The organism is Pseudomonas frederiksbergensis (assembly GCF_003732275.1).
Lineage (GTDB): Bacteria > Pseudomonadota > Gammaproteobacteria > Pseudomonadales > Pseudomonadaceae > Aquipseudomonas > Aquipseudomonas frederiksbergensis_H.
Window position 1 is genome coordinate 75,450 of record NZ_MOBM01000012.1, and the last position, 23,261, is coordinate 98,710.

18 protein-coding genes are annotated in these 23,261 nt (G+C 58.4%); 10 read left to right on the forward strand and 8 right to left on the reverse strand.

Annotated features, from left to right (window positions below; genetic code table 11):
* Positions 1–56: 56 nt before the first annotated feature.
* From BK662_RS08340 to BK662_RS08355, 4 genes are all read left to right on the forward strand, one after another.
* Positions 57–461, forward strand: coding sequence for a response regulator (locus tag BK662_RS08340; protein WP_123357679.1), 405 nt, complete (start codon positions 57–59; stop codon positions 459–461).
* A gap of 255 nt (positions 462–716) precedes the next feature.
* Positions 717–1,343 carry a response regulator transcription factor gene (locus BK662_RS08345; RefSeq protein WP_123357680.1) on the forward strand — a complete coding sequence of 209 codons (627 nt, stop codon included), beginning with the start codon at positions 717–719 and terminating at the stop codon, positions 1,341–1,343.
* Between the two features lie 8 nt (positions 1,344–1,351).
* Positions 1,352–4,996, forward strand: a complete 3,645-nt coding sequence (locus tag BK662_RS08350; RefSeq protein WP_123357681.1) for a transporter substrate-binding domain-containing protein — start codon at positions 1,352–1,354, stop codon at positions 4,994–4,996.
* A gap of 49 nt (positions 4,997–5,045) precedes the next feature.
* Positions 5,046–7,991, forward strand: a complete 2,946-nt coding sequence (locus BK662_RS08355) for an HD domain-containing phosphohydrolase (RefSeq protein WP_123357682.1) — start codon at positions 5,046–5,048, stop codon at positions 7,989–7,991.
* Here BK662_RS08355 and msrC read toward each other — a convergent pair whose 3' ends face one another.
* Both msrC and BK662_RS08365 read right to left on the reverse strand, forming a co-directional pair.
* Entirely contained in the window at positions 7,992–8,474 is a 483-nt protein-coding gene (gene msrC / locus BK662_RS08360; protein WP_123357683.1) for a free L-methionine (R)-S-oxide reductase MsrC, read from the reverse strand.
* Positions 8,471–9,361, reverse strand: coding sequence for an ATP-binding protein (locus BK662_RS08365; RefSeq protein WP_123357684.1), 891 nt, complete (start codon positions 9,359–9,361; stop codon positions 8,471–8,473). Before BK662_RS08365 ends, msrC begins: the two co-directional genes overlap by 4 nt.
* A 154-nt stretch (positions 9,362–9,515) precedes the next feature.
* Here BK662_RS08365 and BK662_RS08370 point away from each other — a divergent pair, with 154 nt between their 5' ends.
* A complete protein-coding gene (locus tag BK662_RS08370; protein ID WP_123357685.1) occupies positions 9,516–11,837 on the forward strand; it encodes a hybrid sensor histidine kinase/response regulator in 2,322 nt (773 codons plus the stop codon).
* Here the strand turns inward: BK662_RS08370 and BK662_RS08375 are convergent.
* The 3 genes from BK662_RS08375 to msrB form a co-directional block, all read right to left on the reverse strand.
* Positions 11,821–12,282 (reverse strand): MarR family winged helix-turn-helix transcriptional regulator, encoded by a 462-nt coding sequence (locus BK662_RS08375; protein WP_123357686.1) that lies wholly within the window; start codon positions 12,280–12,282, stop codon positions 11,821–11,823. The two genes, BK662_RS08370 and BK662_RS08375, sit on opposite strands and share 17 nt — an antisense overlap.
* Positions 12,279–12,764 (reverse strand): glutathione peroxidase, encoded by a 486-nt coding sequence (locus BK662_RS08380; protein ID WP_008009392.1) that lies wholly within the window; start codon positions 12,762–12,764, stop codon positions 12,279–12,281. Before BK662_RS08380 ends, BK662_RS08375 begins: the two co-directional genes overlap by 4 nt.
* A 231-nt stretch (positions 12,765–12,995) precedes the next feature.
* Positions 12,996–13,391 carry a peptide-methionine (R)-S-oxide reductase MsrB gene (gene msrB / locus BK662_RS08385; RefSeq protein WP_123357687.1) on the reverse strand — a complete coding sequence of 132 codons (396 nt, stop codon included), beginning with the start codon at positions 13,389–13,391 and terminating at the stop codon, positions 12,996–12,998.
* Positions 13,392–13,616: 225 nt separating this feature from the next.
* Here msrB and BK662_RS08390 point away from each other — a divergent pair, with 225 nt between their 5' ends.
* Both BK662_RS08390 and htpX read left to right on the forward strand, forming a co-directional pair.
* Positions 13,617–14,828 carry a pyridoxal phosphate-dependent aminotransferase gene (locus tag BK662_RS08390; protein WP_052964158.1) on the forward strand — a complete coding sequence of 404 codons (1,212 nt, stop codon included), beginning with the start codon at positions 13,617–13,619 and terminating at the stop codon, positions 14,826–14,828.
* Positions 14,829–15,145: 317 nt separating this feature from the next.
* Positions 15,146–16,033, forward strand: a complete 888-nt coding sequence (gene htpX / locus BK662_RS08395; protein WP_007895034.1) for a protease HtpX — start codon at positions 15,146–15,148, stop codon at positions 16,031–16,033.
* A gap of 192 nt (positions 16,034–16,225) precedes the next feature.
* Here htpX and BK662_RS08400 read toward each other — a convergent pair whose 3' ends face one another.
* A complete protein-coding gene (locus BK662_RS08400) occupies positions 16,226–16,882 on the reverse strand; it encodes a thiopurine S-methyltransferase (RefSeq protein ID WP_123357688.1) in 657 nt (218 codons plus the stop codon).
* A 103-nt stretch (positions 16,883–16,985) separates the two neighbouring features.
* Between BK662_RS08400 and BK662_RS08405 the strand changes: the two genes are divergently transcribed.
* A complete protein-coding gene (locus BK662_RS08405) occupies positions 16,986–17,753 on the forward strand; it encodes a DODA-type extradiol aromatic ring-opening family dioxygenase (protein ID WP_123357689.1) in 768 nt (255 codons plus the stop codon).
* A 216-nt stretch (positions 17,754–17,969) separates the two neighbouring features.
* Here BK662_RS08405 and BK662_RS08410 read toward each other — a convergent pair whose 3' ends face one another.
* Positions 17,970–19,643 (reverse strand): DEAD/DEAH box helicase, encoded by a 1,674-nt coding sequence (locus BK662_RS08410; RefSeq protein WP_123357690.1) that lies wholly within the window; start codon positions 19,641–19,643, stop codon positions 17,970–17,972.
* A gap of 422 nt (positions 19,644–20,065) precedes the next feature.
* Here BK662_RS08410 and BK662_RS08420 point away from each other — a divergent pair, with 422 nt between their 5' ends.
* A complete protein-coding gene (locus BK662_RS08420; RefSeq protein ID WP_123357691.1) occupies positions 20,066–20,857 on the forward strand; it encodes a crotonase/enoyl-CoA hydratase family protein in 792 nt (263 codons plus the stop codon).
* A gap of 111 nt (positions 20,858–20,968) precedes the next feature.
* Here BK662_RS08420 and BK662_RS08425 read toward each other — a convergent pair whose 3' ends face one another.
* On the reverse strand, positions 20,969–21,724 hold the full coding sequence (locus BK662_RS08425) for a spermidine synthase (RefSeq protein ID WP_123357692.1): 756 nt from the start codon (positions 21,722–21,724) through the stop codon (positions 20,969–20,971).
* A gap of 149 nt (positions 21,725–21,873) precedes the next feature.
* On the opposite strand from BK662_RS08425, the gene BK662_RS08430 reads away from it, so the two are divergent.
* The gene (locus tag BK662_RS08430) at positions 21,874–23,220 is read left to right on the forward strand and encodes a class II 3-deoxy-7-phosphoheptulonate synthase (protein WP_123357693.1); all 1,347 of its coding nucleotides are present in this window, start codon (positions 21,874–21,876) and stop codon (positions 23,218–23,220) included.
* Positions 23,221–23,261: the final 41 nt, after the last annotated feature.

Genomic DNA, 23,261 nt, shown 5'->3' on the forward strand with positions numbered 1-23,261 from the left:
CGATTGTTCGGCTGTCTCGCGAAATAATTGCACTCCCCCTGCTCGACAGATGACGCATGAAAACACCTATGTTCAAACATGATTGGCGCATCTTGCTGGTGGAAGATCATCCCTTTCAGCTACGAGCGACTCAATACCTGCTCGAGAGTTATGGCTTCACCCAATTGACTGCCACTGACAGTGCCGAAGCCGCCTTGCAGCAAATGCTCAAGGCTGCGCAACCGTTCGATATTCTTCTGTGCGACCAATGCCTGCCCGACCTTCCAGGCCTCGACTTGATCGAATACGCCAGTCACCGGGGGATGATCAGACAGGCAATACTTTTGAGCGGCCTGACATCCGTCGAACTGGACGAGCTTAAAGTAATGGCCTACGAACATGGACTGCCCTTGCTTGGTTACTTGATCAAACCATTGAAACAATCAGACTTCAGAAACTTATTGACCTTGGCCTCACCATAAAAACGCAAAAACCCAAACACACTAGATCCATGACAAAAATAAAGACCCATACCTCTAACTCAATATTTTCAATCTCTTGACTACCCCTCCAAACCTTTGCCCTTCCTCATGCAAAACCTAGTTGACACGTAGTCCTATTCTTCTTCGGCTGTAGGACTTTTCCTGTATTGCCGCTACACCCCCCTCAGTTCATGCGGTGCCTCAACTATCTGAGCTAAGGTGCGCGCTTTATTTGTGCACGTATGGGATTTGATTATGAACTCCGTTTTTATTGTCGACGATCACCCTGTTATCCGCCTTGCCGTTCGAATGCTGCTGGAACATGAAGGTTACAAAGTCGTCGGCGAAAGTGACAATGGGGTCGATGCAATGCAGATGGTTCGCGAATGCATGCCTGACCTGATCATCCTCGACATCAGCATTCCCAAACTGGATGGGCTGGAAGTTCTCTCCCGTTTCAACGCCATGAGCACACCCCTAAAAACACTGGTATTAACTGCACAGTGTCCGACACTGTTCGGTATTCGCTGCATGCAGTCCGGCGCATCGGGTTATGTATGCAAGCAGGAAGACCTCAGTGAACTGATGAGTGCGATCAAAGCGGTCTTATCAGGTTACAACTACTTTCCCAGTCAAGCCTTGAACCCTGTTCGTCGTGACGACGCGCGCTGGTCCGACCTTGAATTATTTAAATCCGTCAACGATCGAGAGTTGATGGTATTACAACTTTTCGCCCAAGGTCGCACCAATAAAGAAATTGCCAAGGGCATGTTTCTCAGCAACAAAACGGTCAGCACTTATAAAAAACGACTCATGCAGAAACTCAAAGCCAAATCCCTGGTTGAACTCATCGATATGGCAAAACGTAACGCGTTAGTGTGAGAAACAGGATGCCCAGCCGTTTGAAGGATCATCTAATACTCATGGCCGCGGGTTTATGCCTGAGCACCTCATTGCTCGCGGCCAAGACAGCCGGCGAACACTACTCCCTCCTCAGTCGCTCGACGGCCGGACACCTGGAAGTCCAACTGGATACCTCACAACGACAATGGGTCAAAGACAAACGTGAATTGATCCTGGGTACATCGGCCCCGGATTATCCTCCTTTCGACCTGACCCTCAGCGGCCACGACTATGAAGGTTTGACCGCCGATTACGCAGGGATCCTCGGCAAGGCCATAGGGTTGCCGATCAAGGTGCAGCGTTTCGCATCCCGCGGGGCCGCAATCGAGGCGCTGGAAAAAGGCCAGGTCGACATGCTCGGCACTGCCAATGGGTTCGAAGCCGACAATGCCGACATTGCCCTGTCCACGCCTTATGCGGTGGATCAACCCGTACTGGTGACACGAGAAGGAGAAACCAGATCGCTGACAGATGGACTTGCCGGCATGCGGCTTAGCATGGTGTATCACTATTTGCCTCTGGATGAGGTCAGGGCGCTGTATCCGAAGGCAATCATCACCTCCTATCCGTCCTACCAGAATGCAATCAATGCGGTTGCCTTCGACCAGGCTGACGTTTTTCTCGGCGACACCATTTCAACCCACTACATGATCAACAAGGGGTATCTGAACAACATCCGCATGGCCAACTTCGGTAAACACGAAGCCCATGGTTTCAGCTTTGCCGTGCAGAAGGACAACCCGAACCTGCTCGCAATCATCAACGTGGTACTCAAGACCATCCCCACCAGCGAGCGAGAAAACATCGCCAAACGCTGGAGTGCCGGCAGCGACATTCTTCTCACCGATCACAAACTGCAACTCAGCCACCGCGAAGAACGCTGGCTGGCACAACATCCGGTCGTGCGCGTCGTGGTCAATGAAGCGTTTGCGCCGCTGACGTTTTTCGACAGCGACGGCAACTTTCGAGGCGTCACGGCTGATCTGCTTGAGTTGATCAGATTGCGCACCGGTTTGTATTTCGAAATCCAGCGCAGCCGAAGCGATGACGAGATGATCGAGCAGATTGCTAACCATCAGGTCGACCTGATCGCCGCCCTGCTTCCCAGCGCCCAACGTGAAACGACGTTGAACTTCAGCCGCCCCTATCTGGAAAACTCCTTTGTGCTGCTGACGCGCAAAGCGGCCGACAGCCCGACAAATCTCACGCAATTGCAGGGCAAACGCCTGGCCATCGCCCAAGGCAATCCACTGGTGGATTACCTGCGCAGCGAATTTCCACGGATCAACCTGGTTGAAACCCCGGATACATTCAGTGCCGTGGAGTTGCTCGCCGAGGGTCAGGCGGAAGGTGCCGTGAACTCACTGGTGATCGCGAACTACTTCATCTCATCGCAGATCTTCGAACAGACGCTTCAGATCACCACCACCATTGGCACCCGACAGGCAGCGTTTTCCCTGGTGACCGGACGCGACGCCAAAGAACTGAATGCCATCCTCGACAAGGCACTGTTGAGCATCACACCGGAGGAGTTGGGCATCATTAACAACCGCTGGCGTGGTTATTCGGCGCCCTTGCAGAATACTTGGCGCAACTATCACCGAGTGTTCTATCAGATCGTTACAGGCGCTGGTGTTTTACTGCTGATATCCGTTGCCTGGAACGCCTATATGAGACGTCAGATAAAGCAGCGTCAGGCGGCCGAACGCGCATTGAACGATCAACTGGAATTCATGCGATCACTGGTCAATGGCACACCTCATCCCATTTACGTGCGTGATCGCCAGGGACTGCTGCAAAGCTGCAACGACAGTTACCTGGAAACCTTCTGCGCGAAACGCGAAGACATCATCGGTAAAGGCGTCACGCAGGGCTGCTTCAGCAACGCCTTCGAAGCACGGGAATATCAGGCGGATTACCAGCGCGTCATGGCCGAGGGTACGCCGCTGATTTTCGACCGTCCGTTGCACATCGACGACCGCAAACTGACGATCTATCACTGGATTCTTCCCTATCGAGACTCGAGCGGTGATGTGCAAGGCATCATTGGCGGCTGGATTGACATCAGTGAACGGCGGCAACTGTTTGATGAGTTGCGGGCAGCGAAAGAGCGCGCCGATGAAGCCAACCGAGCTAAAAGCACCTTTCTGGCGACCATGAGCCATGAAATCCGCACGCCCATGAATGCAATCATCGGCATGCTCGAACTGACACTCAAGCGTATCGATCACCGTCATCCGGATCGACCAGCCATCGACGTCGCGTACCACTCGGCGAAAGACCTGCTGGAACTGATCGGCGACATTCTCGATATTGCGCGCATCGAATCCGGGCGTCTGAGCCTGAGCCCGGAGCGCGTCAATCTGGCTGAAACCGTCGCCTCGGTGGTGCGGATTTTCGACGGGCTGGCCCGGCAGAAAAATCTCGGGCTGCAACTGGAATTCAGCCCTGCCAAACCGGCGACTGATGTCCTGTTGGACCCGATGCGCTTCAAGCAGGTGCTGTCCAATCTGATCAGCAATGCCATCAAGTTTACGCAACAGGGCCAAGTCAGGATCAGCGTAGAGCTGCAGCCGACCGACGAGCCTGAGCGAGTCGACCTGCAATTGCTGGTTGAAGACAGTGGCGCAGGGATCAGCGAGCACGATCAACAGCGGTTGTTCGAGCCCTTCGTCCAGGCCGATAACTCCAGCCAGTCAGCCCGAGGCGGCGCGGGGCTTGGCCTGGTGATCAGCCGCAATCTGTGTGAAATGATGGGCGGCAGCCTGCAGTTGAACAGTCAGCCGGGAATCGGCACACAGGTTCGGGTTTCGCTGAGCCTGGCCACCCTGCCAACGGAACGGATGCCGGAACCTGCCGAGCCGCGAATCCACCCGAGCGCGGTCCCCTTGAACGTGCTGGTGGTCGATGATCACCCGGCCAATCGCTTACTCATGTGCCAGCAACTGGAGTTTCTGGGGCATCGGTTCAACGTCGCTGCGGATGGCGAGGAGGGGTTCGAGGCATGGAAGAATCAGCCATTCGACCTGGTGATTGCCGATTGCAACATGCCAATCATGAATGGATATGAGCTGGCCCGTGCCATTCGCCAACATGAACAGCACCTGCAGCGCTCTCCCTGTACCGTTCTGGGTTTCACCGCCAACGCGCAGCCAGAGGAAAGACAACGCTGCAAACTGGCCGGGATGGACGATTGCCTGTTCAAACCCCTCAGCCTGACGGCCTTGAGCCAATGGGTCGAAGGCATCACGCCGACAGTTCGCGAGCCGGCCTTCAGTCTGGAGGGGCTGCACCTGTTGACCGGTGGCAACCCGACACTGAACCAGCGATTGTTGACCGAACTGCTTAACAGCAACCGTCTGGACCGCAAAGCGTTGCTGGCGTTATCCGAGTCAAAGGGCCGACAGTCACTCCTCGACATTGCCCACAAAATCAAGGGCGCGGCCCGAATCGTCCAGGCCTGCCGACTGATCGACAGCTGCGAAGCGCTCGAACAGGCCTGCAACAACAGGTTCCACCCCGATGAAGTGGCCAATTGCAGCAAGTCCGTGGAGCGCGCCATGCTTGAACTGGAGCAGGCATTGCAACAACAGATGGCACACCATGACAAAAGCACAATGAAGGAGCATTAACTATGCTTGAGGGCTGAGCAGTGTGTTAATCATCATGGAGAAAGCTGCAATGCCCAGCCCACTGCACCCGGATCAACGCCGGTTCCCTTTGCACATCCACATCAGCGTGATGTTCACCTTCCTGTTGTTACTGACCGGGGTGGTACTGGGCATTTTCAACTATCGGCAAACCACCCAGATCATTCTTTCCAGCAGCGAAAAACTCTTCAACCGTATCGAGCAGGATGTCCGCCTGGACCTGCATCGCACCTATCAGCCGATTCGCCATCTGCTGAGCTTGCTGGCGGACAATCCGGCGACCCAGGCGCCCGACCTTGAGCAGCGCCTGGCGTTGCTCAAGCCCTTCAGCCAATCACTCAAGGACAACGCCGATCTGGCCTCGCTCTATCTGGGTTACAGCAATGGCGACTTCTTCATGGTTCGTCCTTTGCGCACCGGCGCCCTGAAAACACTGGTGAAGGCACCAGACAATGCGGCGTATGAGGTGTGGAGCATCGAGCACCCAGGCAGCGATCAGATCCGCTCCCAATCATTGTTTTTCGATCAGAACCTGGCCCTCATCAGCCGTCACGACAACACCGACGAAACTTACGATCCTCGTACCCGCGCCTGGTTCTCCAGTGCCCGCGGCGACCGTGATCAGATCACCACCGAACCCTACCTTTTTTTCTCCACCCACAACGTCGGCACCACACTGGCCCGGCGCAGCGGCGAGCAGGCGGTGATAGGGGGCGACCTCACGCTGGCTGAACTGTCCGCGACACTGGCCGAACATTTGGTGACCCCCAGTACTGAAATTGTGCTGTTCGATGCCCAGGGTAATGCCATCGCCTACCCCGACAGCAGCAAACTGATTGTCGACGAGCAGACGGCCCGGTTGATCAAAGCCGCAGACCTGAGCCCCACACTCGCGGCCCTGCTCAGCAGCCCCCCCAAGGTCAAACGCCTGAACACAGCAGGCCGCCAATGGATCGTGGCGCGCAGCAGTATCCAGGAGGGTGGCCCGCAGGGACTGCAACTGGCGCTGCTGGTGCCTGAGGATGAATTGCTCATCGATGCCTACCGTATGCGCTGGCAAGGCGCATTGATTGCCCTGGCGACGCTGCTGTTGTGCCTGCCGATGGGTTGGCTGACCTCGAGAATCCTGGTCAAACCCTTGCACGCCCTGGTGCAGGAAGCCGATGCGATTCGTAGTTTCGATTTCAATTTTCCGGCCTCCCGTCGCTCGCCGGTGCTTGAAGTCGACCAATTGAGCGTGTCGATGGCGCGCATGAAAGACACCCTGGCGAGTTTTTTCCAGATCACCGACAGCCTGAGCGCCGAGACCCGTTTCGCCCCGCTGCTGCAACGGGTGTTGTTTGAAACCGTAAAGATCGGCCAGGCCCAGGCCGGTCTGCTTTACCTGCGCGAAAGTGATGACGATCGCGTGGAGCCCCATGCGCTGGTCATCAATGGCAGCTCACAGGCATTGCCGTCATTCGCCATTCAAGGACACACGCCTCAGGATCCGCAGAGCCCTCAATGGATGCAGAAATTGTCGAGCGCCAACAATGTCGTCACCAGCCTGGGTTTCGAAGAAGCGGGGGATTTGCAGAAGGTTTTGCTCGCACTGGAGTGCCCACGGGTTCATCTGATCGGTATCCGGCTGCACAATCGTCATAACGAAACCGTCGGGCTGCTGGTCCTGCTGCTGGCCGACAGCGGCACGCAGGACGACCTGGAAAAAATTCGCCCGGACCGCATCGCGTTTCTCCAGGCGGTTTCCGGTGCAGCCGCCGTGAGTATCGAAAGTCAGCGCCTGCAAGCCAAACAGAAACAGCTGCTGGACTCCTTTATTCAACTGCTGGCTGGCGCGATCGATGCCAAGAGTCCCTATACCGGCGGGCACTGCCAGCGGGTGCCGGCACTGACGCTGATGCTGGCGCAGGCCGCTGCCGCCAGTCAGGACCCGGCCTTCAGCAGTTATCAGCCCACCGAAGATGAGTGGGAAACCCTGCACATCGCTGCCTGGCTGCATGATTGCGGCAAGGTCACTACGCCCGAATACGTGGTCGATAAAGCCACGAAGCTTGAGACCCTGAACGATCGCATCCACGAAATCCGCACCCGTTTCGAAGTGCTCAAGCGTGATGCCTGGATCAACTATTGGCAGGCCATCGCCCTGGGAGGTGACGAGCAGCATCTGGCGCAATTGCGCAATGCGAACCTGGCGGCGCTGGATGATGATTTCGCGTTCATCGCCCGCTGCAACCTCGGCAGCGAGGCCATGGCCGAGGCCGATCTGCAACGCCTGAACACCATCGCCCAACGCACCTGGACCCGAACCCTGGATGATCGACTTGGAGTTTCATGGGAAGAGAACCGTCGCCAGGCCCGCACCCCAACGCCGACCCTGCCGATCAGCGAGTCGCTGCTGGCGGATAAACCCGAACACCTGATCGAACGGGCAGACAGCGAACTGATCCCGGCCGACAATCCGTGGGGGTTCAAGCTCGACGTGCCACGCTACAAGTACAACCGGGGCGAGCTCTACAACCTGAGCATCACCCGAGGCACCCTGACCCGCGAGGAGCGTTACATCATCAATCATCACATGGTGCAGACGATTCTGATGCTCAGTCACCTGCCTTTCCCCGGCCACCTCAATAACGTCACGGAGATCGCTGGCGGCCACCACGAAAAAATGGACGGCACCGGTTATCCCAAACGGTTGAAGCGCGAAGACATGAGCTTGCCGGCGCGGATGATGGCGATTGCCGATATTTTCGAAGCGCTGACCGCCGCCGATCGCCCCTACAAAAAAGCCAAGTCCTTGAGCGAAGCGCTGGGCATCATGGCCACCATGTGCCGTGACGCCCACATCGACGCCGAGTTGTTCGGGCTGTTCATCAACGACGAAGTCTACTTGCAGTACGCCAAGCGTTTTCTCGACCCACGACAGATTGATGCGGTCGACCCGTCAAGCCTTCTGATCAAGGCCGGCTTGATGGTCTGATCAGCAGTCGGTCAGACGCAGGAAAATCGCCGCCAGTTGTTCGATACCGGCCTGATCGTCAGCGGTAAAACGCGCGAGTTTCGGGCTATCGAGGTCCAGAACGCCGATCAGTCGACCGTCCTTGACCAGCGGCACTACCAGTTCGCTGTTCGAGGCACTGTCGCACGCGATGTGCCCGGGGAACGCATGTACGTCTTCAACCCGTTGAGTCTGCAAGGTGACCGCCGCCGCCCCGCACACACCGCGACCGAATGGAATCCGTACACAGGCGATCTGCCCCTGAAACGGGCCAAGCACCAGTTCTTCGTTGCGATTAAGGTAGAAACCGGCCCAGTTCAGGTCATCGAGCTGGTTGAACAGAAACGCCGAAAATTGTGCGGCGTTCGCGATAAAATCACGCTCGTCTGCCAGCAGCGATTCCAGCTGTGCCCATAGCATGCCGTAGCCCTCCAGGCCTTGGCCGCTCTTTTGTAAATCGATCATGCCTTGTGCTCCAACAGCTTCAGCCCGACCCAATAGCGGGCAAATTGATACGCGCAACGTCCGTTGCGATTGCCCCGGCCCGTGGCCCAGCGCACTGCGAGGATGTCCAGCTCTTCGTCACGCTGCCACTCAAGGCCGGCCTTGTCGGCCAATTGGCCGATCCAGTGTTCGACGACGTTGAGGAAATGCTCCTGAGTAAACGGATAGAACGACAGCCACAGACCAAAACGGTCCGACAGCGCGATCTTGTCTTCCACCGCCTCACTGGGATGGAGTTCGCCATCGACCCTTTTCCAGTTCTCGTTATCGCTTTCCTTTTCCGGCACCAGATGGCGGCGGTTGGAAGTGGCGTACAGCAGAACGTTGTCTGGCGCCTGTTCGAGCGAACCATCGAGCACGCTCTTGAGCACGCGGTAATCGCCCTCGCCCGACTCGAACGACAGGTCATCGCAGAACAGCACAAAACGTTGAGGCAACTTGGCGATCAGCTCGACCACGCGCGGCAAGTCCGCCAGGTGATCGCGTTCGATCTCGATCAGCCGCAGGCCGCTCTTGGCGTGTTCCGACAGCAAGGCGCGCACCAGCGACGATTTACCGGTGCCACGCGAGCCCCAGAGCAAAGCGTGGTTGGCGGGCATGCCGTCGAGAAACTGTCGGGTGTTGCGGCCCAGTTGCTCCAGTTGCCGGTCAACGCCGATCAAGTCGGTCAAACGCGTGTCCAGGCTGACTTGCAGCGGCAACAGAAAACCGCTGCGCCCCTCGCGCTGCCAGCGTGCGGCCAGGCAGTGCGTCCAGTCGATGGCTTGTCGAGGCGCGGGAAGCAACGGCTCGATACGGGCCAGAACGGCATTGGCGCGTTCAAGAAAAGCATTCAATCGGGAATCCACGTCTTCTCCTCGGGCACGTTCACGGTAATGATGGCGGTACAACGACGAAACACAGCGCCTACACCCCCTATGGGTGTTCTGCGAGAACATCGGTATCCATTGATGATCGACTATGCTTGAGCAGCGAAGGGAAACGGAAGTGGTTCAACATCTCATGGATATCAAGTTCAGCCACCGGCTGTCGTACAAACAGGCCAGGATTACGGTGCTGGCCGGCTTCATTCTGGGCACGCTGCTCAGCCTGCTGCAAATAGGCATCGATTATGCCAGCGAAGACGCCTCTATCAACCGCGAAATACTGTCCTTGCTGGAAATCAGCCATAACCCCGCATCCCGCATCGCCTACAACATCGATGCCGAACTCGCTCAGGAACTGGCCCTGGGCCTGTTGCGCTCCCCGGCAATCATCGGCGCGCAATTGACCGACAACAACAGTACCGTGCTGGCCAGCGTCAAACGTCCGGGTCTGGAAAACAATGACCGGATGATCAGCGACTTCCTGTTCGGCGCCAACCGGCAGTTCGAAGACCGCCTTTACCTGGACCACTTGCCGGACGAATCCCTCGGGACCTTGCGCCTGGAAGTCGATACCTACACCTTTGGCAGTCGTTTCCTGCGCCGGGCCGAAGTGACCCTGCTCAACGGCTTCGCGCGCAGCCTGATTCTCACGGGCATTCTGCTGGCATTGTTTTACGTGATGCTGACCAAACCGCTGGTGCGTGTTATCCGCGAACTCAGCGGCCGTGATCCGCGCAGCGCGGAACCGACGTTGCTGGAGTGTCCAACGGGGCATGAAAACGATGAAATCGGGGTCTTGGTCGAGGTCGCCAATCAGCAGTTCGAAAACATTGCCACCGAAATCCAGCAGCGGCGCAACGCCGAAAACCGCCTGACCGACTACCTCTCGCAACTGGAAAACATCGTCTCGGCCCGCACCGCGGAACTCAAGGCGATCAATACCCGCCTCAGCCAATCCAACGAGGAACTGGAAGTCGCCCGCAGCACTGCCCTGGACATGGCCGAAGCGCGCTCGGTGTTCCTGGCCAACATGAGCCATGAAATCCGCACGCCCCTCAACGGTCTGCTGGGGATGATCGCGCTCTCGCTGGACGGCCCGCTCAATGCCGAGCAGCAGCAACAGCTGTCCATCGCCCATGACTCGGGCAAAGTGCTAGTGGAACTGCTCAACGATATTCTCGACCTGTCGAAGTTCGATGCCGGCCAACTCGAACTCGAACACATTCCATTCGACCTTGGTTCGCTGATCGAAGACACCGCCAACCTGCTGTCCCAGAACGCCGCGCCGAGTGTCGAGCTGGCATGTCTGATCGACCCGCAATTTCCCGCACTGGTGCTCGGCGATCCGACCCGGGTCCGGCAGATCGTCAGCAACTTGTTGTCCAACGCCCTCAAATTCACCCGTTTCGGGCGGGTCGATGTGCGTCTTTCTATGTTCGAAGACGGCGTACGGATCGAAGTCTGCGACACTGGTATCGGCATCGCCCAGGATGCGCAGGTCAAAATCTTCCAGCCGTTCACCCAGGCCGGTGCCGGCATTACCCGGCAATTTGGCGGGACGGGCTTGGGCCTGGCGCTGACTTATAGCCTCTGCGAAGCCATGCAAGGGCGTCTGACAATCAGCTCGGAAGCGGGCTTCGGCAGCCAGTTCTGCGCCGACCTGCCCCTGCCCTGCCATACCCGGGCCATTTCTCCGGCCGCACTGCGGGGCAACATCGTCGCGATTACCGCCGCCAGCAGCGGTCTGGCGGAATTGTTGAGCAGTCTGTTACCCGGCTGGGGGCTCGACTATCAGCAGCGCTCCATCGATGACCGGTTGATCGGTCTGCAGCCGGATGTGCTGATCACTGACTGCCCCGAATGCCTGTTTGGCCTGCGTCCTACCTTCACCGCGCCGATTCTGCTGGTGACCGCTTACGGCAGTTTCCTGCCCGGCGAGCAAGCCAACGCCCTGGCGCCTTTGCAGCAGCAGGCGCGGCCTTTGGCGCGTAACGCGCTTTATCAGGCATTGCGGCGGATCTTGCAGCCGGAACTCACCACGATCAACGGTGCCCGGATCGAAGCCATCTCACCCCAGCGACGCGGACGCATCCTGCTGGTGGAGGACAATCCGGTCAATCAGTTGGTGGCCAAGGGAATGCTCGGAAAACTCGGTTGCGAGGTGAGCGTCGCGGCCCACGGTGGCGAAGCGCTGGATCAGCTTGAGCAGAGCGAATTCGATCTGGTGCTGATGGACTGCAACATGCCAGTGATGGACGGCTATGAAGCCAGTCGGCAGATCCGTCGCAGCGGGCGTTGGCCACAGCTGCCCATCGTCGCCCTGACCGCCAACGCCATGTCCGAAGAACGCGAACGCTGCCGTGCGGCGGGCATGAGTGACTACCTGGCCAAACCCTTCCGCCGAGAAGAACTGGCCGCCCTGCTCGACTTGTGGATACCCACTATGACAGCGCTTTGATTTGCCCCAGCAGGTGATCAAGGCCATCGCGCAGATCATTCAGACGATCAAGATCGACGCCGCTATCGCACAACAGCCGGGCCTTGAGCGGCCCGACCTGATCGCGCAACGCCTTGCCGGCGGGCGACAGGCTCAAATGCACCTCACGCTCATCGCGCGCCGAACGCTGACGCTGCACCATCTGCAGTTGCTCAAGTCGTTTGAGCAGCGGCGTCAAGGTCCCGGAATCCAGCGCCAGGCGCTCACCCAAGGCCTTGACCGTCGGCTGCTCCGGCGCTGCCTCCTGCCATTCCCACAACACCAGCATCGCCAGGTATTGCGGGTAGGTCAGGCCCAACTGATCGAGCATCGGCTTATAGGCACGGATCACCGCCCGAGAAGCCGCATACAGCTTGAAGCAGAGCTGACTGTCAAGCTTCAGCGAATCAACTGACAACGTGTTCATTTGAGCAGGGCTTCGATCTCGCGGCTCAAGTCCTGCGGTTTGGTCGCCGGAGCAAAGCGCTTGACCAACTGACCGTCCTTGCCGATCAGGAACTTGGTGAAGTTCCACTTGATACCTTGGGAACCCAGCACGCCCGGTGCGCGCTTTTTCAGTTGAACGAACAGCGGATGGGCGTCGGCACCATTCACTTCGATCTTCTTGAACAGCGGGAAACTCACCCCGTAATTCAACTCGCAGAACTCGGAAATTGCCCCCTCGTTGCCCGGCTCTTGCTTGCCAAACTGATTGCAGGGAAAGCCGAGCACCACCAAGCCTTGATCCTTGTAGGTCTGCCACAGCTCTTCAAGGCCTTTGTACTGCGGGGTGAACCCGCATTTGCTGGCGGTGTTGACCACCAGCACCGCTTTGCCGGCGAAATCGGCCAGGGTCTTTTGCTCGCCCTTGATGGTGGTGCAAGGGATGCTCAGCAGGTTGTCACTCATGGCACGAACTCCGAATGGAAGAACAAAGACCAAACATAGCGAGCAATTGAATTGTGTGCAATTTAATAAACCAATAGATGCCTGACGCACAACCTCCACCGTAGGAGCTGCCGAAGGCTGCGATCTTTTGATCTTGATCTTTTCGGGACCGCTGAAGATCAAAAGATCGCAGCCTTCGGCAGCTCCTACATGCACATTACATTTGCGACATCAGCAAGATACCGATGCAGATTATTCGCGGGGAACGAGGTCCAGGCACACCGAGTTGATGCAATAACGCAGGCCAGTGGGCGGCGGACCGTCCGGGAACACATGCCCCAGGTGAGCATCGCATGTGGCGCAGACCACTTCGGTGCGGATCATGCCGTGGCTGACATCACGAATCTCGACCATGGCGCTGTCGCCGATCGGCGCGTAGAAGCTCGGCCAGCCGCAGCCGGAATCGAATTTGGTCTTGGAATCGAACAGCGGCGCGTTGCAGCAGATGCAGTGGTAAACACCGTCGACCTTGCTGTCGTTGTACTTACCGGAGAATGGCCGCTCGGTGCCCTTGAGGCGGCAAACGTTATACTGCTCCGGATCGAGCATGGCCCGCCATTCTTCCAGGGTTTTTTCCAACTTTTCCATCATCACACCTCAGCAGCTGAAAAAGCCCGATCTGTACCTTTTCCACGGATCGGGCGGCACGTATGATTGCGCCTCGTCAAACGCCAGTCTGGCAGCCAGACCACGCGCATTCAAACGGATTATGAGTGCCGCCACTCAAGGCGTCAGGCCTGTGTGAATACGCAGGATTACCAGTACGGTCGTTCATACGCCGTCTGGATCGTTCATTTTCGGGAACACATCGCCATGCAGGTCAGCAAATCGAACAAGCTCGCCAACGTCTGCTACGACATTCGCGGCCCAGTGCTCAAGCACGCCAAACGCCTGGAAGAGGAAGGTCATCGCATCCTCAAGCTGAACATCGGCAACCCGGCACCCTTTGGCTTCGAAGCGCCGGATGAAATCCTTCAGGACGTGATCCGCAACCTGCCGACCGCCCAAGGCTACAGCGACTCCAAGGGCCTGTTCAGCGCCCGCAAGGCCGTGATGCAGTACTACCAGCAAAAGCAGGTGGAAGGCGTCGGCATTGAAGACATCTACCTGGGCAACGGCGTTTCCGAGCTGATCGTGATGTCGATGCAGGCCCTGCTCAACAACGGCGACGAAGTGCTGGTGCCGGCTCCCGACTATCCGCTGTGGACCGCCGCAGTAAGCCTGGCGGGCGGCAACCCGGTGCATTACCTGTGCGACGAGCAGGCCAACTGGTGGCCGGACCTGGCCGACATCAAGGCCAAGATCACCCCGAACACCAAGGCACTGGTGATCATCAACCCGAATAACCCGACCGGCGCGGTGTATTCGAAGGAAGTGCTGCTGGGCATGCTGGAACTGGCCCGTCAGCACAATCTGGTGGTGTTCTCCGACGAAATCTACGACAAGATCCTGTACGACGACGCCGTGCATATCTGCACCGCCTCACTGGCGCCAGACTTGCTGTGCCTGACGTTCAACGGTCTGTCCAAGTCCTATCGCGTGGCCGGCTTCCGTTCCGGCTGGATCGCCATTTCCGGTCCGAAACACCACGCACAGAGCTACATCGAAGGCATCGACATACTGGCCAACATGCGCCTGTGTGCCAACGTGCCGAGCCAGCACGCTATCCAGACCGCGCTGGGCGGCTATCAGAGCATCAACGATCTGGTGCTGCCGCAAGGGCGTCTGCTGGAACAGCGCAATCGTACCTGGGAACTGCTCAACGACATTCCGGGCGTGAGCTGCGTCAAGCCGATGGGCGCGCTGTATGCATTCCCGCGGATCGACCCGAAAGTCTGCCCGATCCACAACGACGAGAAATTCGTGCTCGATCTGCTGCTCTCGGAGAAGCTGCTGGTGGTACAAGGCACAGCCTTCAACTGGCCATGGCCGGACCACTTCCGTGTGGTCACCCTGCCACGACTCGACGACCTGGATCAGGCGATTGGCCGGATCGGTAACTTCCTCAAATCCTATCGCCAGTAAGTGGCCTGTCACCGTGCGACGCTGGTTAAAGTCGCACGGTGATTAATTCAGCAACATATCTTTGCACCCTACCCTGCATTGCTGTTTCAAGCGCTGACTGACGACACGTTTCATGCCCGCGCCTAACAACGGCGGGGGCCTGCGACGCTAATTGGCTGACAACGGTTTCCCATGCCTACGTCGGAAATGCCCTTCAAGCCGCTAGACTGTTGCCGTAGGACACAGTTTGAAATAGTCACTCAGTTGAATAGCCCGGTGCAGCACCTTATATACCCCGCAGTACGCTACATATTTAGCACGAGGAGATTTCTACAACCATGATGCGCATTTTGCTGTTTTTGGCCACTAACCTGGCGGTCGTGCTGATTGCCAGCATCACCCTGAGCCTTTTCGGCTTCAACGGGTTCATGGCGGCCAATGGGGTTGATCTCAACCTCAATCAGCTGCTGATTTTCTGTGCGGTCTTTGGTTTCGCCGGTTCCCTGTTCTCGCTGTTCATCTCCAAGTGGATGGCGAAAATGAGTACCAGCACCCAGATCATCAGCCAGCCGCGCACCCGGCACGAGCAATGGCTGCTGCAAACTGTCGAGCAATTGTCCCGCGAAGCCGGGATCAAGATGCCCGAAGTCGGGATTTTCCCGGCCTATGAAGCCAACGCCTTCGCCACCGGCTGGAACAAGAACGACGCACTGGTCGCGGTCAGCCAGGGCTTGCTCGAGCGTTTTTCGCCGGATGAAGTGAAAGCCGTTCTGGCCCACGAAATCGGCCACGTGGCCAATGGCGACATGGTCACCCTGGCGTTGATCCAGGGCGTGGTGAACACCTTTGTGATGTTCTTCGCCCGGATCATCGGTAACTTTGTCGATAAGGTGATCTTCAAGAACGAAGAAGGCCAGGGTATCGCCTACTACGTGGCGACCATCTTCGCCGAACTGGTTCTGGGTATTCTGGCCAGCGCCATTGTCATGTGGTTCTCGCGCAAACGTGAGTTCCGTGCGGACGAAGCGGGCGCGCGCCTGGCGGGTACCAGCGCAATGATCGGTGCCCTGCAGCGTCTGCGTGCAGAACAAGGGCTGCCGGTACACATGCCGGATACGCTGAATGCCTTCGGCATCAACGGCGGTCTCAAACAAGGGTTCGCCCGTATGTTCATGAGCCACCCGCCGCTGGAAGAACGTATCGACGCACTGCGTCGTCGGGGCTGACAGGCTCCGCACTAAAACAGAAAAGGCCCGCAGTGAATGCGGGCCTTTTTTTGTCTGCTTGAATGTTGTGGTGCTCATTCTGGCCCCATCGCGAGCAGGCTCGCTCCCACAGTGGACCGAGTCGCTCAGACGGACGCTGCCTAATGTGGGAGCGAGCCTGCTCGCGATGGGGCCGGTACAAACAACACAAATCTATATGCTGGAAACCCGATAAACCCGCTCTTCAAGCCGCGTGACACCGGCCTCAAGAAACTTCCAGCTCTCACCCAGGACGTCCTGGTCTTCCAGAATCTTCAGCGCCCACAGATTGCCGAACAACCGTTGCACTTCGTCATCAAGCACAGCAAACGGCGGCCCGTCCATTTGCGCCTGGTCGTAATCCAGCGTAATCAAAAGCCCTAAAGAATCCTTCGGCAGAATCCGAATCAGATGAGCCGCGTATTGCGCGCGCATCGCCGGCGGCAGGGCAATCAACGCCGCGCGGTCGTACAGCCCGCTGCAGTCGGCGACATCGCCTGCCGTCAACTCAAAGAAATCGCCACACCACAACTCGATTGAACCGGCACGGTAGACCTTGAACGGCCCCTGCTCACTGACGTCCGGGTCAAATTGATGCTCACTGAAAAAATCCTCCACGGCCTTTTCCGACAGCTCAATCCCCAAGACCTCATGACCTTGGTGCGCCAGCCACAACAGATCCAGACTTTTCCCACACAGCGGCACCAGCACGCGAGCGCCCTCTTCCAGGCTCAGCGCTGGCCAGAACCGTTGCAGATAAGGATTCACTTCCGGCAGATGAAAGCCGATCTGATTCGACGCCCATCGTTTGTGCCAAAACTCCGGCTGCATAATTAACCCCGAAAAATTCGATCAAAAGACCCTAAAACTTATATTAGATTTAGATCAATGATCTGACTGAAGATGGTGCCATCTTACTCTCAGGAGCTCATTCATGTTCCCCAGCCTGTATATCTCTCATGGCTCCCCGATGCTAGCCCTGGAACCTGGCGCCAGTGGGCCGGCCCTTGCGCGTCTGGCCGCGGCATTGCCGAAACCTAAAGCCATCGTGATGGTTTCCGCGCACTGGGAAAGCAGCGAACTACTGGTCAGCGGCAACCCTCAGCCTGAAACCTGGCACGACTTCGGCGGCTTTCCCAAGGCCTTGTTCGAGGTGCAATACCCGGCCCCCGGCAATCCGCAACTGGCAGCGGAGGTGGTCGAGCGGCTGAAGGCCGATGGCCTGCCGGCGCGCATCGCCCCCCAACGACCGTTCGACCATGGCGTTTGGGTGCCCTTGTCGTTGATGTATCCGCAGGCTGACATCCCGGTGGTGCAGGTCTCGCTGCCCACCCGTGGCGGCCCTGCCCTGCAAACTCGCGTCGGCCATGCCTTGGCCAGCTTGCGCGAGCACGGCGTGCTGTTGATCGGCTCCGGCAGCATCACCCACAACCTGCGCGAACTGGACTGGCACGCCGGCCCGGAAAGCGTCGAACCCTGGGCCAAGGCGTTCCGCGACTGGATGATCGAGAAACTCGAAGCGAACGACGAAGCCGCGTTGCACGACTATCGTCAGCAAGCTCCGAATGCTGTGCGCAACCATCCGAGTGACGAGCATCTGCTGCCGCTGTACTTTGCCCGCGCGGCTGGGGGTGAGTTCAGCGTTGCGCACCAGGGGTTCACCATGAGGGCGCTGGGGATGGACATTTATCGCTTTGGCTGACAGGTAGACCGAGTTGTCCCCTTCGCGAGCAAGCCCGCACACACTTGATCTTCAGTGAATTCAGAATTTATGTACGACGCAGATCCAGTGTGGGAGCGGGCTTGCTCGCGAAGGGGGGCGACACGGTTCTCCAGGCAAGACACAAAACAGCAGGCAAAAAAAAACCCCGAACCAGTCGGGGATTTTTTATGTTCGATCAATCAGCTCGAGAGCGGATCAATCTTCGCGGTAGCGACGCAGCTTCAACTGTTTACCGGCAACGCGAGTGTCCTTCAGTTTGGTCAGCAGCTTCTCCAGACCATCTTCCGGCAGCTCGACGAGGCTGAAGCTGTCACGCACCTGGATGCGACCGATGGCTTCACGCGCCAAACCGCCTTCATTCAGGATGGCGCCCAGCAGGTTCTTGGCAGCGATACCATCACGCGCACCCAGCGCGGTACGGCAACGAGCACGACCTTCAGCCAATGGAACCGGAGCACGACGCTCACGATCACCACGGTCCGGACGATCACCGGAACGCTCTGGACGATCGCCACGCGGTGCGTTGTTCGGCACCAGTGGACGTTCTTTCTCGATTGCGGCCAGGGTCAGCGCCTGAGCGTTGGTTGCCTTGCGCAGCAGAGCAGCGGCCAATGCACGCGGGGTGCAACCGATGTCGGCGGTCAGGCGATCCAGCAGATCACCGTGAGTCGATTCGGCATCAGCGACCAGCGGCGACAGGCTGTTGGTCAGTTTCTTGATGCGGGCATCGAGAACGGCCTGGGCATCCGGCAGACGAACTTCGGCAACCTTCTGACCGGTTACACGCTCGATCACTTGCAGCATGCGGCGCTCACGCGGAGTCACCAGCAGCAGTGCGCGACCTTCGCGACCGGCACGGCCGGTACGGCCGATACGGTGAACGTAGGACTCAGGATCGTACGGCATGTCAACGTTGAATACGTGAGTGATGCGCGGAACGTCCAGACCACGAGCGGCAACGTCGGTGGCCACAACGATGTCCAGACGGCCATCCTTGAGGGATTCGATCACGCGCTCACGCTGGTTCTGAGCAATGTCACCGTTCAGCGCAGCGGCTTTGTAGCCTTTGGCTTCCAGGGCACTGGCCAAGTCCAGGGTCGCTTGCTTGGTGCGCACGAACATGATCAGGGCGTCGAAATCTTCCACTTCCAGCAGGCTCAATACAGCCGAGGTCTTCTGGTCAGCGTGAACCAACAGGTGAGCCTGTTCGATCGCGGTAACGGTCTGAGTCTTGGTCTGGATCTTCACGTGTTGCGGATCGCGCAGATGGCGTTCGGCAATGGCACGGATCGACTGCGGCAGGGTGGCCGAAAACAATACGGTCTGACGGGTAACAGGCAGGGCCTTGAAGATAACTTCGAGGTCGTCCATGAAACCCAGTTTGAGCATTTCATCGGCTTCGTCGAGAACCAGGTGGTTCACGGTAGCCAGAACTTTTTCGTCACGACGCAGGTGGTCGCACAGACGGCCCGGCGTGGCGACAACGATCTGTGCGCCATTACGGATTGCTTTCAGTTGTGGGCCCATAGGCGCGCCGCCGTAAACGGCCACAACGGTAACGCCCGGCATTTGCTTGGCGTAGGTTTCGAAAGCGGTTGCTACTTGCAGCGCCAACTCACGGGTTGGCGCCAGGATCAGGGCTTGCGGCTCGCGCTTTGCAGGATCGATGCGGTGCAGGATCGGCAGGGCGAACGCGGCGGTTTTACCCGTACCGGTTTGCGCTTGGCCAATCATGTCGTGACCGGCCATGATGATCGGGATCGATTGCTGCTGAATAGCCGAAGGCTCTTCGTAGCCAGTCGCAATGACGGCTGCAAGAATATTCGGATTAAGATTAAAAGCGGCGAAGCCGCCGGTTTCCTGGGTCATGGGTCTGCCTCTAAGTGCATCCGCAAAGACCCATGCTCCAAAGCTGCGCATGCCGTGTAAGACTCAAGAGTCGCCCTGGCTGCTTTGTCGGCGGGGATTTGCGAAAACGAATGAATGAAAAAGATTCGTCAAGGAAGAGTCCGCTGTGCGGACGTGCAGCCGAAGCTGGCTTCGGGGAATTGCGCTACCTAAACGCGGCCCGGTTAAAGGCCGGCGCGCACTATACCGGAATTCGCCCAAAAAGGGAGCTTTTTTTATCGGAAAAAACCGGCGCATACCGTTGTGTCACGGGCTTTGCGGATAATTGTACGACGGTCTATTTTGCAAAGGCCCGGCCCTGCTGACGATGGCGCTAAAACGGTTCACTCTTGTGACGCAGACCTTCGGTCTGACACCCCCTTCCCCACCCGAGGAAATGTCCTATGAATCAGCCCAGCCCCAGTCGTGTGACCCGTGAACGACACGGTCATGTCCTGATGATCGGCCTGGATCGGGTGGCCAAACGCAACGCCTTCGACCTCGACCTGCTCAACGCACTCAGCCTGGCCTATGGCGAGTTCGAGGCCGACAGCGAGGCGCGGGTCGCGGTGGTGTTCGGCCATGGCGAACATTTCACTGCCGGGCTCGATCTGGTCAGCGCCGGCGCGGCCCTGGCCGAAGGCTGGCAGGCACCACCCGGTGGCTGTGACCCATGGGGCGTGCTCGCAGGCCCCCGGGTCAGCAAACCGGTGATTGTCGCGGCTCAAGGCTACTGCCTGACCGTTGGCATCGAGTTGATGCTGGCCGCCGACATCAACCTGTGCGCCAGCAATACTCGTTTTGCGCAGAAGGAAGTGCAGCGCGGGATCTTCCCGTTCGGTGGCGCCACTTTACGCCTGCATCAGGTCGCCGGCTGGGGCAATGCCATGCGCTGGTTGCTTACTGGCGATGAGTTCGATGCTCATGACGCCTTGCATCTGGGGTTGGTGCAGGAGGTCATGGCCAGCGAGGACTTGTTACCACGAGCCATTGAGTTGGCGGAACGGATTGCCCGGCAGGCACCGCTGGGGGTTCAGGCAACGTTGATGTCTGCCCGGCAGGCGCGCTATGAGGGTGAAATGGCGGCAGCTCAGGCCTTGCCGGCGCTGGTGAAGACATTGCTGAATAGCGAGGATGCCAAGGAGGGTGTGCAGTCGATGATCGAGAAGCGGCCGGGCGTTTTCAAAGGTCTCTGAAGGATGTATTGGCTGTAATGGCCCCTTCGCGAGCAGGCTCGCTCCCACATTTGAACCGCGATTCCATGTGGGAGCGAGCCTGCTCGCGATGAGGCCCGAACAGACAACGACTTATGTCGCCGGCCGAATCGCCTTGATCAACGACTGCAACGAATACCCCAATCGCGGTGCCAGGCCTTCAGCGCGAGCGCTCAGCCCATCCAAATCCAGTTCCTGATCCAGCTCAGACGGCACAATCAGAATCACGTTGCCCTCCTTCACTGGCAGTTCCCAGTAATGCCGGTGATAGAGACCGCGCAACAACGCCGCCCCCAACGGTCGACCATCGTCGGTGGCCCACTGGTTGATCACGAGCCAGCCACCCGAATTCAAACGCTTCTGACAGTTTTCCAGAAAACCCCAGGCCAGATGCCCGACACCCGGCCCGACATCGGTATAGAGGTCGACGAAAATCAGATCGGCCGGTTCAGCCGTATCGAGCAACTCCAGGGCATCGCCGACGCGGATGTACAGCCGCGGATCATCATCGAGCCCCAGATACTCGATGGCCAGGCGCGGCACGTCGGGACGCAGTTCGATGGCTTCGACGTCTTCCAGCGGCAGGAACTTGAGGCAAGCCTGGGTCAGTGTCCCGGCTCCGAGCCCGAGGAACAGCGCGCTTTCGGGCTGTTCGTGGCATAGCGCGCCAATCAGCATCGCCCGGGTGTAATCGTATTCGAGCCAGCTCGGGTCAGCGGTGAACACGCAGCTTTGTTCGATGGCATCACCGAACTCCAGAAAACGGTAATCGGCCACTTCCAGCACGCGAATCACGCCGAATTCATCCTGTACCTCGGCGAGCAGATGCTCGACGCGCTCCTCAGTCATTTCGTCTCCTGATCGTCACCGGGCCCGGCAACGTACTAAAACCGCGGAGTGGCGCGGCAAAAGCGCGATTGTCCGCGAAGCGACGGGAACAGGTCACGCACTAATTGCTGATAACATAACCGTCCGAGCGTAAAACACTAGAGACTGCAATGAGCCAACCCTGGAGCCCTGACAGCTGGCGCGCCCTGCCGATCCAGCAACAACCCCATTACCCCGACGCAGCGCATTTGCTGCACGTCGAGCAAACGCTGGCCAGTTATCCGCCGCTGGTGTTTGCCGGTGAAGCCCGGGAGTTGCGCCGTCAGTTTGCCGAAGTCACCCAGGGCCGGGCGTTTCTGTTGCAGGGCGGCGACTGCGCCGAAAGCTTCGCCGAATTCTCCGCCGCGAAAATTCGCGACACGTTTAAAGTGTTGCTGCAAATGGCGATCGTCATGACCTTCGCCGCCGGTTGTCCGGTGGTCAAAGTCGGACGCATGGCCGGCCAGTTCGCCAAACCCCGTTCGGCCAACGATGAAACCATCAACGGCGTGACGCTACCGGCCTACCGTGGCGATATCGTCAACGGCATCGGTTTCGACGAAAAAAGCCGTGTGCCGGACCCGGAACGTTTGCTGCAGTCGTATCACCAGTCCACCGCGACCCTGAACCTGTTGCGCGCCTTTGCCCAAGGCGGCTTTGCCGACCTGCATCAGGTGCACAAGTGGAACCTGGACTTCATCGCCAACTCGGCGCTGGCCGAGAAGTACAGCCATCTGGCCGATCGCATCGATGAAACCCTGGCCTTCATGCGCGCCTGCGGCATGGACAGCTCGCCGCAACTGCGTGAAACCAGTTTCTTCACCGCCCACGAAGCGCTGCTGCTGAACTACGAAGAAGCCTTCGTGCGCCGCGACAGCCTGACCAACGACTACTACGATTGCTCGGCTCACATGCTGTGGATCGGCGACCGTACCCGTCAGCTCGACGGTGCTCACGTCGAATTCCTGCGCGGGGTGCATAACCCGATCGGCGTGAAGGTCGGCCCGAGCATGAACCCTGAAGACCTGATTCGCCTGATCGATGTGCTCAACCCGGACAACGACCCGGGCCGCCTGAACCTGATTGCGCGGATGGGCGCGAACAAGGTCGGTGATCACCTGCCGCAGTTGATTCGCGCGGTGCAGCGTGAAGGCAAGCAGGTGCTTTGGAGCTCAGACCCGATGCACGGCAACACCATCAAGGCCAGCAGCGGCTACAAGACCCGCGACTTCGCGCAGATCCTTGGCGAGGTGAAACAGTTCTTCCAGGTTCACGAGGCGGAAGGCAGTTATGCCGGCGGCATCCACATCGAAATGACCGGACAGAACGTCACCGAATGCATCGGTGGCGCGCGGCCGATTACCGAGGATGGGTTGTCGGATCGTTACCACACCCACTGCGACCCACGGATGAATGCCGATCAGTCGCTGGAATTGGCGTTTTTGATTGCTGAAACCCTGAAGCAGGTTCGGCGCTAAACCGCATTGACCCCATCGCGAGCAGGCTCGCTCCCACAGGA

What these genes read in the sequence shown, in the direction of transcription:
- BK662_RS08340 (WP_123357679.1), top strand. Translation starts at nt 57, where the DNA reads ATGAAAACACCTATGTTCAAACATGATTGGCGCATCTTGCTGGTGGAA.
- BK662_RS08345 (WP_123357680.1), top strand. Translation starts at nt 717, where the DNA reads ATGAACTCCGTTTTTATTGTCGACGATCACCCTGTTATCCGCCTTGCC.
- BK662_RS08350 (WP_123357681.1), top strand. Translation starts at nt 1,352, where the DNA reads ATGCCCAGCCGTTTGAAGGATCATCTAATACTCATGGCCGCGGGTTTA.
- BK662_RS08355 (WP_123357682.1), top strand. Translation starts at nt 5,046, where the DNA reads ATGCCCAGCCCACTGCACCCGGATCAACGCCGGTTCCCTTTGCACATC.
- msrC (WP_123357683.1), bottom strand. Translation starts at nt 8,474, where the DNA reads ATGATCGATTTACAAAAGAGCGGCCAAGGCCTGGAGGGCTACGGCATG.
- BK662_RS08370 (WP_123357685.1), top strand. Translation starts at nt 9,516, where the DNA reads ATGGATATCAAGTTCAGCCACCGGCTGTCGTACAAACAGGCCAGGATT.
- BK662_RS08375 (WP_123357686.1), bottom strand. Translation starts at nt 12,282, where the DNA reads ATGAACACGTTGTCAGTTGATTCGCTGAAGCTTGACAGTCAGCTCTGC.
- BK662_RS08380 (WP_008009392.1), bottom strand. Translation starts at nt 12,764, where the DNA reads ATGAGTGACAACCTGCTGAGCATCCCTTGCACCACCATCAAGGGCGAG.
- msrB (WP_123357687.1), bottom strand. Translation starts at nt 13,391, where the DNA reads ATGGAAAAGTTGGAAAAAACCCTGGAAGAATGGCGGGCCATGCTCGAT.
- BK662_RS08390 (WP_052964158.1), top strand. Translation starts at nt 13,617, where the DNA reads ATGCAGGTCAGCAAATCGAACAAGCTCGCCAACGTCTGCTACGACATT.
- htpX (WP_007895034.1), top strand. Translation starts at nt 15,146, where the DNA reads ATGATGCGCATTTTGCTGTTTTTGGCCACTAACCTGGCGGTCGTGCTG.
- BK662_RS08400 (WP_123357688.1), bottom strand. Translation starts at nt 16,882, where the DNA reads ATGCAGCCGGAGTTTTGGCACAAACGATGGGCGTCGAATCAGATCGGC.
- BK662_RS08405 (WP_123357689.1), top strand. Translation starts at nt 16,986, where the DNA reads ATGTTCCCCAGCCTGTATATCTCTCATGGCTCCCCGATGCTAGCCCTG.
- BK662_RS08410 (WP_123357690.1), bottom strand. Translation starts at nt 19,643, where the DNA reads ATGACCCAGGAAACCGGCGGCTTCGCCGCTTTTAATCTTAATCCGAAT.
- BK662_RS08420 (WP_123357691.1), top strand. Translation starts at nt 20,066, where the DNA reads ATGAATCAGCCCAGCCCCAGTCGTGTGACCCGTGAACGACACGGTCAT.
- BK662_RS08425 (WP_123357692.1), bottom strand. Translation starts at nt 21,724, where the DNA reads ATGACTGAGGAGCGCGTCGAGCATCTGCTCGCCGAGGTACAGGATGAA.
- BK662_RS08430 (WP_123357693.1), top strand. Translation starts at nt 21,874, where the DNA reads ATGAGCCAACCCTGGAGCCCTGACAGCTGGCGCGCCCTGCCGATCCAG.